The 8,126-nt window shown below is 58.0% G+C and carries 9 protein-coding genes; 4 read left to right on the top strand and 5 right to left on the bottom strand.

Annotated elements, in window-relative coordinates; translation table 11 throughout:
* The coding region (locus tag FFS21_RS26865) for a transposase (protein WP_502705199.1) at positions 1-347 on the top strand (347 nt) is incomplete at its 5' end.
* On the opposite strand, the gene FFS21_RS26860 is transcribed toward FFS21_RS26865, so the two are convergent.
* From FFS21_RS26860 to FFS21_RS26845, 4 genes are all read right to left on the bottom strand, one after another.
* Positions 318-812, bottom strand: a complete 495-nt coding sequence (locus tag FFS21_RS26860; RefSeq protein WP_160475178.1) for a DUF2971 domain-containing protein — start codon at positions 810-812, stop codon at positions 318-320. The genes FFS21_RS26865 and FFS21_RS26860 overlap by 30 nt on opposite strands.
* A gap of 7 nt (positions 813-819) precedes the next feature.
* Positions 820-1,728 carry an FRG domain-containing protein gene (locus tag FFS21_RS26855; protein WP_160475177.1) on the bottom strand — a complete coding sequence of 303 codons (909 nt, stop codon included), beginning with the start codon at positions 1,726-1,728 and terminating at the stop codon, positions 820-822.
* 145 nt (positions 1,729-1,873) lie between these two features.
* Positions 1,874-2,206, bottom strand: a complete 333-nt coding sequence (locus tag FFS21_RS26850) for a hypothetical protein (RefSeq protein WP_137927738.1) — start codon at positions 2,204-2,206, stop codon at positions 1,874-1,876.
* Complete coding sequence (locus FFS21_RS26845; RefSeq protein ID WP_137927737.1) at positions 2,203-2,835, bottom strand: hypothetical protein; 633 nt, start codon at positions 2,833-2,835, stop codon at positions 2,203-2,205. The genes FFS21_RS26850 and FFS21_RS26845 overlap by 4 nt, the downstream gene beginning before the upstream one ends.
* A 317-nt stretch (positions 2,836-3,152) precedes the next feature.
* Between FFS21_RS26845 and FFS21_RS26840 the strand changes: the two genes are divergently transcribed.
* The 3 genes from FFS21_RS26840 (at position 3,153) to FFS21_RS26830 (ending at position 6,185) form a co-directional block, all read left to right on the top strand.
* On the top strand, positions 3,153-3,710 hold the full coding sequence (locus FFS21_RS26840) for a hypothetical protein (protein WP_137927736.1): 558 nt from the start codon (positions 3,153-3,155) through the stop codon (positions 3,708-3,710).
* A gap of 6 nt (positions 3,711-3,716) precedes the next feature.
* Positions 3,717-5,828, top strand: a complete 2,112-nt coding sequence (locus FFS21_RS26835) for a phage integrase family protein (RefSeq protein WP_137927735.1) — start codon at positions 3,717-3,719, stop codon at positions 5,826-5,828.
* An 84-nt stretch (positions 5,829-5,912) separates the two neighbouring features.
* Positions 5,913-6,185 carry a hypothetical protein gene (locus FFS21_RS26830; protein WP_137927734.1) on the top strand — a complete coding sequence of 91 codons (273 nt, stop codon included), beginning with the start codon at positions 5,913-5,915 and terminating at the stop codon, positions 6,183-6,185.
* Positions 6,186-6,449: 264 nt separating this feature from the next.
* On the opposite strand, the gene FFS21_RS26825 is transcribed toward FFS21_RS26830, so the two are convergent.
* A complete protein-coding gene (locus FFS21_RS26825) occupies positions 6,450-7,715 on the bottom strand; it encodes a helix-turn-helix transcriptional regulator (RefSeq protein WP_137927733.1) in 1,266 nt (421 codons plus the stop codon).
* Positions 7,716-8,126: the final 411 nt, after the last annotated feature.

The following is an 8,126-nucleotide window of genomic DNA, read 5'->3' as shown; positions in this document are numbered from 1 at the left end:
TATGCGAATTGACACTTTTAATGCGTTTCGAGTGGAAGCAAATGTGTCAACACAACGGCGCTAAGCCGCGTCAGCTAACGGCAAGGGTAGTGACAGATTTAATACGCTCTACGTTTGCCGACCCGCACAGTCCGTGGCAGAGGCCGAGCAACGAGAACATGAACGGACTGATCCGTGAGTATCTACCGAAAGGCGAAGACCTATCGATCTTCTCACAAGGGTACTTGAACAGGATCGCGAAAGCGTTGAACTATCGCCCTCGGGCGGTCCTTGACTTCGCCACTCCGGCAGAAGCCATGGCAGAAGAGATCAACAAATTACGAACCGGTGTTGCATCTCAGACTTGAAACCGCCACCTTGTTCGCCAACTGAAACGGTCCGACATCAGACGCAAATTCAACGCATACACCCGTATGCTTGTCGCCATAATGCGACCACATCAAAGGATGGTCGCGCCTGTCTGTCATGCAAAAGACACCGACGTTCTGAACATGTCGACGGCCTATCGTGTTGTACGTCTCGATTTTTTCAGTGTTCGATTGCGCCATGAATCGAAAGGCGCGACCGCGACGCTCCTGCCGGCTGTGGCCCTGCTTTCGGCCTGCATTATTGTGGAGCTTGAGAACACTCTTCCGGTCCAGCACCGCGCGTGGATTGAAGCTGGGGGCGCAGTCGAATGGATCATTGAAGTCCGAGGGCTTGGCGAGGTAGATCTCCCCGTGGCTGAGTAGACGTTCGAACCTGGCCCACTGCACGGCTGCACTTAATGCATATAACTTGTAGAGAGACGCTGGCGGAGTCACGAGTTCCATGAAAGTCCTAGTCAGCATTGAGGAGCATCTCACGGACTGCCACCGTCTCCATGAGTCGATCAACCGATCCATACAGCGTGTGAGCATTCATGTTGTGCTGATCCAGATAGCCGAGTGCCCGCCGCCATTCAGATCTTGGTAGCGTGAACTTTACGAGTACGTCTTGTATGGCGTCCCGGCTCGCAAATGCCTCCATATGGCTGCAGATTCCATGCCGCCCTTCCCCGCTCCTCTTCCGAAGACACAGTGTGTATTCGGCCTGTTGTATATAGTGCCGAGGCGCAGTCCTGGTATATGGACCGAACGAGTAAATGGTCGGGCTCGCAGGCGATGTTGCCTTTCCCCTTCCCGTGGCTTCCAGGTATGCAAAAACCGCTACGCGCTCTTGGCGCTGTTCGTATGCTCTCGAATATGCGAAGAATGCGGCAACGTACGGCGACCTTGTCCAGTCCAGTAGCGGCGAAGGGAAACCGTGATGTCGCAGATAGACCAGGTACGCGTACTCGTCGGGCTGCGTATTGAACCCTGTCAACACTACGGCCGCCTGGCCAAACTCCTCGGCAAACTCATGTGGAGGTCGGATGTTCCACTGCTGTCCAGTTGCTGACTCAATGCCGTATCGTGGCCTGTAGGCGTATGCATAGTACTCTTCCAGAGTGTCGATACTGGGGTTGAACCGCTCAAGAGTGCTGATGATTGGCCACTCGCTATCGGCGTGGCCGCGGAAGAGCCATTTCGTCGAGCCCAGAGCTGCCGTGTCGGCCTCGCGGTCAATTGACTCGAGTTTGGCGAGCGCCTGATGAAACTGCGACCAATCATCCAGCTCGACCTCGAAACTATCAGCTGCACGATGTGTGATGGTCGACAGCGATAGGTCATCGAGTGCAACTCGCTTGAAAGAAGGAGTGATCGCCATATTCCCACCATGCCAAATGAATGCGCATATTGCCATACCGGAGAAGACAATACTGCCCCGCGGAGGTCTGCGCAGCTTTGGAACCGAAAGCGATCAGCGAGAGTCCCGGTTCAGAGCAAACTCGGTCAAAAAAAAACCGCCTGAATTAGGCGGCTTCCTTTCGAATGGTCTTGCGTCGCAGCTCGACCATATACTGCGCAATCTTTTTGTTTCGTTTCATTCGTACCTGCTGTGCGCCTACCTTGGACTGCCAGCGTCGGCCGTTGCGCAAAGCAAGCGCAAGAGCAATCCGAGATGGGCGAATGCGTGGCCTTGCCTCACGAATGAGTGCCTCAAGATGTCCGGTACCGGACTCCAATACTTCCAGCGTGACCTGGTCGTCGACTTCCGCCCGTTGGGGCGCTCGGCGCTCCAATACCGCAATCATTCGGGCCACGACGTCGGCTGGCGGCGTCAGCGCGTTGCTTTTCGTCGTCATAGCTCCACTCCATTTCGCTTCATATACTCGCCAAGTATAACCCAGCAGCTACTTCCGGGCGCGGTGTCGAATGTGAGGAAGCCGCCATGTCCCTTCGCGCGCCAATATGCAGCGCCTCCCCGCCGCTGCATCAGATCATTGAGCGACCTACACCCCACAAAATCCGGAGGAAGTGCTTGGATGTCGTGGGGAGTGAGATCCGCGTTGAATCCGAGCACTGGCCAAGTGTAGTAGCCATTTAGTGTATCGCCGGGCGCGCCTGCCGCGATGCACGACACCGCCGGAATCCCCAAGTGCAGTGCCATGCGCATTTCGGTGGCAATGCTGCGCACCCCTAGCCCCTTCCTCCGGTGCGGTCCAAGGATCTTGAAGTTTTGATTAATGATCAAGCGACGGGCGCCTTCGTCGGCGTCCCACGAAAGCACGCGAATCATTGGGTCTTCTAGCCACGGGTGACGGATCTCGAAGACGTAGGTCTCATCGTCGAATGACACTGAAATTTCGCTGCCGTCGATAGCCCCAATGAGCTTTGGTACATCAGCAATCGGCACGGGCAGGTTCTCGGCGCCAGGCTCGAGCGTGACGGCGGACTGCCCGGTGAAGTGCTGGCTGGTGATGCGGTCTGGCATCCGATGACTTCTTTAGATTGTTTTCAGGATTCTAACATGCTGGCCGGGTCACTTACGTGCGCAAAACATACTTTTTCCGCTTCTTGATAATCTTTCTTATCAAGAATGGCGAAAATAAGGTACGGGTCACCTACTTGAACGCACACTCTAGAGCTTACAATCGGAAGCTCGGCCTGCAACCCTCTTAGCTGGAGCGGTTTTCCAGGCATCTGGCAGGTGCCCCAGCCGGAAGATCAAACCATTTACCAGTCCCGCTGGACGAATCGTTTTCGTAGGTGTATAACGAAACGGCCGTTAATCACCTACGAGGAGCAGTTATGGCAAAGTCGAACAAAGAACGGGTAGACGATCAGCGCGCTGCACGCCAGCGGGCAAACTGGGTCGAGGTCCGCCTGTGGGTACCGTCCCAAGAGGATGCCGATGCTGTGAAGAAACTTGGCGCCGAGCGGCGCGCATTGGCACAGGAATTGATCGGCCTAGAGGAATTGGACGTTCCCGGCAGGGACGATCTTGTCCAGCGGGTCAGAGAAGCCATACGCCAGCAGGGTTCGAAAGCTTACGTCACCGAGTCCGGGCCAATCCTTGAATTGCTCAGCGCGCTTGCCGACGCGGGAAACGTACGCGGCATTGCGCGGGCTTACGCAATCTTCGCTCGCGCATACCCCATGAATGCGCATTTCGTTGCCCACTCCATCCCCGCGAAGATCGTCAGCAGACACTTTCCAAAATTGTTGCCGGTCGCCACCCTGGCGCGTATTTCGTCACTCGTACCCGATTGGCAAAGTCGCCTCATCGACTCCGTGGGCGACGAGGCAGCCTTTTCCGCCCAAGTCGCTCACCTTCACGACGCGCTCGGTACTGCGTCGAAAGGCTAAAAGCAGATGACAGCCACGGTTCGCTCGCGCCGCAGGTCCGTCACTCGGCGTCAACTCCATCGCGGTCACTTCGGCTTTCTGCGCGCCACCATTCAGGGTCTGCACGCCCGGAGCATGTGGGACCGCTACCTAGCGGAAGAAGGGGAGATCGAGGCTGAGGCGGATGCGCGCGCCGCGGCCGATGGCGGGGAAGCTGACGCCTTTTCGCGCCATCCCAAGGTCAGGCGCGTCACGGCGTGGCTGCGCGACGAACTGGCGGCAGCTGCGCGGCGCACGCAGCGTCCAAGCATGGCCCGCCTGGTGCGCGTGGATCTGCGCCAGATCGGTCGGCCGGGCGCCGGCCTCCCCTCGTTGGAGGATTTTGCCGCCGCCGAAGGGCTGGACGGCTTCAGCGAGGCCGAGCAGCTGGCCGCCTATCAGGAGCAGCACGGCACGGCCCTCGAACGGGAGAAAAAGCGCGTCGCCCTCATGCGAAAGCAGCTGGAGGCGATGGACTGGCTGGAAACGCAGTATGCGCGCCCGGTGCTGGTGGATGATGGCTGCCGGGCCTGGCTCGCCGACACGCTGGCCAGTCGCTTAGAAGCTGCTGGCGTCGAAACGATCGGCCAACTCATCGACCGCATCAACGGCCTGGGTACAGGCTGGTCAACGGCGCTGCCCGGCATCGGCGCCGGCAAGGCCCGTGCCGTGGAGCGGTTCCTTGAGGCCCACCAGGACACGCTTACCCGCACGATTGGCCAGCACGTCGCGGTGCCCCGCCGGCAGCGCTACGCGCATGAGCTCGCCCGCGTCGTGCCGCGCGCGACGGGGCTGGTGCCCCTAGACAAGCTCGTGGTCCCAGCGGAACTGGATGGCCGGGCCGGAACTTACCGTCGACCACAGGCGCAATGCCTGCTCTCCGCCCACAACGATTACGAGGCGGTGCTCGCCTGGCTGCGCGCGAAGCCCGGCCTCCCGCCTGAGCAGGTCTCTCGCATTCGCGAAAAGCGTCGCGACATCAGCACGGTACCCGGCCCGCTGGACTGGCTGCAGACGCTCTCTCACACGCAGCGCGCCTACCGGAAAGAAGCCGAACGCCTCCTGCTATGGGCAATCCTCGTCCGTGGCAAGCCGCTCTCTTCAATGACGCACGAAGACTGCATTGCCTACCGGGAATTTCTCGCGGCGCCGCCTTCGGACTGGTGCGCGCCGCGATCGCGCGAGCGGTGGAGCCCGATCTGGCGCCCTTTCGAGGGACCGTTGTCGGACCGGGCGCGCGCCTACTCGATAGGCGTGCTCAACAACCTATACCGGTTCTTGGTGGACCAGAACTATCTGATGGGCAATCCATGGCATGGCGTGCACGTGCCACGCACCGCCGCGCCCAAGCTCGATGTAGGCCGCAGTTTCACCGAGGCCCAGTGGAATTTTGTCCGTACAGAGGCCACCGCCCTGCCCCAGACGTCGGCCAACCTCCGTCTTCGATTCGCCTTGTCGTTGCTGTACACCACGGGCATGCGGCTGTCAGAAGCCGTAAGCGTGACCACTGATCACCTGGAGTGGGTCAGTTTCCCAGGCGCCCGTGGCGATAGGCCGGTGGAGGGTTGGCGTCTGGAAGTGCTGGGAAAGGGAAGTAAGCTCCGGCGCGTGCCGATGGCGCCCGTCGTCATAAGCGAGCTGGCCACGTACCTCGCACACCGCGGATTCCGGTCAGAGCCTGACCAAGGGCGCTTGCCTCGGAGCGTCTTTCTCCTGGGCGAGGCCATTGACGCTGGCCAACTAGCGCCTTGGATGATGCAGCGACAGCCAGATGCCGCCCGCGGCGTCACGCCTGACACCCTATACAAGCAATTGAAGGGGTTCTTTGCTAAGTGCGCGACTGCCCTGCAACCTCACGACGAGCGTGGAGCTGAGCGGCTGGCCGCTGCCAGCACTCATTGGCTTCGCCACACTCATATCTCGCACGCGCTTGCCGCTGGCGCACCGTTGGAAGTCGTCCAGCAGAACGCTGGCCACGCTTCCTTGGATACGACGACGAAGTACGTCACCACCGAAGAAGCACGGCGCATGGCGGCGATGCTTGCGGTCTGGAGCTCCGACCGTAGCGAGACGATGGAACCCCCCGCTTCAGAGGGGTGAGTTTTTTGCGTCGAATATAAGGTCCCTCGAGCTATACGTAGAGCGTCGTTCAATCCCGAGTGGCGCACTTCTACAAGGCTTGAAATGACAATCTTCACCCTCTTTCCCAACTGGCCAGAATTCGCGTACGTCGTAATCGGCGGCGCTCTCCTGGCCCTCGGTCTCCCATTTGGCGGCTTTCATGGCTGGTCGCAAAAACAGTGGTCACTGGCGACGGCAATTGCAGCTACCTGTATCGGTACGGCTGTTCCAACAATGGCCACGGTCTCGGCAATAGGCAATCCCGACGCCCTCCCCGGTGTTTTCGCGTTCTGGTCCCTAGTTGCGGCGATGAGCGCTGTGCTTGGCGGTAGATGAGGTAGTTTATTCGGGGGGGGGGGGCTCCCCCCTTCTTGCTAGCCTTTGGCTGCCACTGCGGCACATTTTGGTCACAGCGGCGTGTCGGAGCCGAGACTCATTTTGTCGTACGTTCAGTATATAAATTTAGTTCAGTCGGTCGGTTTTGTCGTGCCTAGTCTGCAAGAAAATTCCCGGTTGGACTGTTTCTTCGTAGAAGACTGGTTGTTTACCCACGGGGTTAACGTCTCGCATTGGTGAGAGATGGTTGACCATCGCCGCTCCTCAACCCGCCAGCCGTTCGCTGCGCCGAATTGATGCCGGCAACTGTTGACGCAAGAGCGCGAGCGACTGGGCGAGGTGGCCGGCCACGTCGTTGCGGCTGCGTCGATCGGGCTCGCGCATTTCCTTTGGGGTGAGCGAGGCAATTTGGCCGGAGGCCAATGCCTCGAGCTGACCCAAAGCCGCATGCAACGGAGTGGATGACGTAAAACTGCCTCGGCGGACGACCACAGACACTTCGTCGACCGAAATGGTCGATCCGTCCGGCAACTCAAATTTTTTGCCGCGCAGGCTCACTGCCAATTGGCTGATCCGGTTCTGCGTTTCGGCGGCTTTCCTTTCTCGCTGCTGTTCCTGGTCAGCCATATCCGCATGCTCTTTCGCGATAAAGGTGAAGTCGACGTCCTTGGACAACAGGGAACTCAGGTAGGCGTAAAGCTCTTTGCCCTGCAGCTTCTGAAGAGCGTGTTTGGTCACTGCCACCACATCGGAGAGCCGCTTGCCCGCTGCGCGCGCAGCCTTCATGAGTTTGAAGATGGCTGTGACCGCCAATGCGTTTCGCTCGGCCAACCAGGCCAAGTCGGAAGGAACTGCTTTCCCATTGATGGTCTTGAAGGCGTGCTTCCGCTCGGATAGGTTCTTTTCGGCCTCCTTGCTCCCGATGCTCGGCGGCTTGTAAGTCATTGATTTAAATGATTTTTCTGTCAAGTTATCGGAGGTGCGCGAGGAAGCACCTGCAACTACAGCGTTGTCGCGGTGCTGAGCGACCGCATGCTCAAAAGTACGTTGCAAAAATCCGAGTGCTCCTAATAACTTCAGAGTGAATCGAATCCTTCCGATGTTTTGAAGCTTCATTCGTGTACGGAGCTGTTTCTCGCGTTCGATAAGGCCCTGCCCTTCCAGGGTCGACAACGCACGATAGACAGTAGCTTCGCTAACTCCGACATGACGGGCCAACGTTTCCTTCTTAACGTAGGCTAATTGGTGCATGTTTTTGTCGTTAAGAGAGAACCGAATCAATGCTGCTAATACCTGACGGGTCGTGATTGAAAGATCATTAAAAAATCGGGATTCGTACGCGAGTGCAATCGCCTTCATAACGCGCGAAGGAAGAAAATCAGGGCTTTCAAAGCTATTGGAAACTTCTTGAGTTACCGCTTCGCATTGCGCGAGCGATGTCTGCTTATTAATCGCAAACTGTGCTTCTTTAGCGTACGCACTATTTGCAGAGAAAATAAGCTCTCCACCGACTGCTGTATTGGTCGTCATCGTTTGCTCATTTAGTTTTTATTCGTGAAGAGCATTGACACGACGATCCGAGCTTCCTACACTCCAGTTGCGAGCTTGAGTTTGGAAGTAAGACCGAAGTCAACGCATCACTGAGAAAGCCTGGAGTTGCAGCTCCGGGCTTTTTCTTTTTGTCTTTTGCGTCTAGGGGCTCATTGGCGCTCCAGTCGATTCAAAGGCCACAAAAGAAAACGCCCCAGGGTTACTGGGGCGTTTTCTTTTGGTGTCTGGGATCGAGGTCCATTTAGCCGGCTAAATGGACCGGACCAGGGAGACCCGTATCGCTGACTGTCCGGATGCTCGTGCCGAACGTTTAGCCGGCTAAACGAGAACGGTGGGACGAACGCGTTTAGCCGGCTAAACGCAGGAAAGGTCCGCAGGTTGCCAGCGTTT

The sequence above is a fragment of the Cupriavidus sp. 2SB genome (assembly GCF_005503625.1).
Lineage (GTDB): Bacteria > Pseudomonadota > Gammaproteobacteria > Burkholderiales > Burkholderiaceae > Cupriavidus.
The sequence above is the reverse complement of the archived record's forward strand: the minus strand, read 5'-3'. Positions and strand labels throughout refer to the sequence as shown.

Coding starts and splice junctions, on each gene's coding strand:
- FFS21_RS26850 (WP_137927738.1), bottom strand. CDS start 2,206: ATGACGACGAAAAGCAACGCGCTGACGCCGCCAGCCGACGTCGTGGCC.
- FFS21_RS26830 (WP_137927734.1), top strand. CDS start 5,913: ATGACAATCTTCACCCTCTTTCCCAACTGGCCAGAATTCGCGTACGTC.
- FFS21_RS26855 (WP_160475177.1), bottom strand. CDS start 1,728: ATGGCGATCACTCCTTCTTTCAAGCGAGTTGCACTCGATGACCTATCG.
- FFS21_RS26835 (WP_137927735.1), top strand. CDS start 3,717: ATGACAGCCACGGTTCGCTCGCGCCGCAGGTCCGTCACTCGGCGTCAA.
- FFS21_RS26860 (WP_160475178.1), bottom strand. CDS start 812: ATGGAACTCGTGACTCCGCCAGCGTCTCTCTACAAGTTATATGCATTA.
- FFS21_RS26840 (WP_137927736.1), top strand. CDS start 3,153: ATGGCAAAGTCGAACAAAGAACGGGTAGACGATCAGCGCGCTGCACGC.
- FFS21_RS26825 (WP_137927733.1), bottom strand. CDS start 7,715: ATGACGACCAATACAGCAGTCGGTGGAGAGCTTATTTTCTCTGCAAAT.
- FFS21_RS26845 (WP_137927737.1), bottom strand. CDS start 2,835: ATGCCAGACCGCATCACCAGCCAGCACTTCACCGGGCAGTCCGCCGTC.